At 31.1% G+C, this 588-nt stretch carries 1 pseudogene; it reads left to right on the forward strand.

Going from position 1 to position 588, the window contains the following annotated elements:
- A pseudogene (locus tag ACQV18_RS09400) lies at positions 1-371 on the forward strand (hypothetical protein); the annotation flags it as partial.
- Between the last annotated feature and the right edge of the window lie 217 nt (positions 372-588).

The following is a 588-nucleotide window of genomic DNA, read 5'->3' on the forward strand; positions in this document are numbered from 1 at the left end:
GAAGAGAGATCTTGTATTTATCAATTTTAAATTTAAGAAGGAGTATCATAAAAATTGCCAAAACATTAAGAAGATCTCTTAGTACAATTTCAAGAGAAATAAAAAGCAATTCTTCAAACATTAAGGTTCGTAGACGAAAAGAGAGACATAGAAAAAGCAAGTATTGTTTTGTAACACTGGCAGAAAGAAGATCCAGATATTACATAGCAATATTAGTAGAAAATAGAAAGTCGGAAAATGTCACATCGGCAATCATTAATGCGCTAAAAGATCTTGTAAAAACAATAACATTTGACAGAGGCGAAGAATGTTCAGAATTTGAGCAAACAGAAGAGGAATTAGGCTGTAAGACATATTTCTATGATCCTTAGTGTGCTAGGCAAAAGGTACAAATGAAAACAGCAATGAGCTTTTAAGAGAGTTTTATCCTAAAAGTCTAGAGTTGTCAAAAGTAAGTAAAGATGGTTTACACTATAACTTAGAGTTAATGAAAAATAGACCAAGGAAAGGTATAAAATATAAACCACCTAAAGAAGAACTTTTTAGTTTCTTACTATCGGTGTTGCATTTGATTGGACAATTCGTCAA

Origin of the sequence: Facklamia sp. P9177 (genome assembly GCF_050409585.1) — a bacterium.
Taxonomy (GTDB): domain Bacteria; phylum Bacillota; class Bacilli; order Lactobacillales; family Aerococcaceae; genus Facklamia.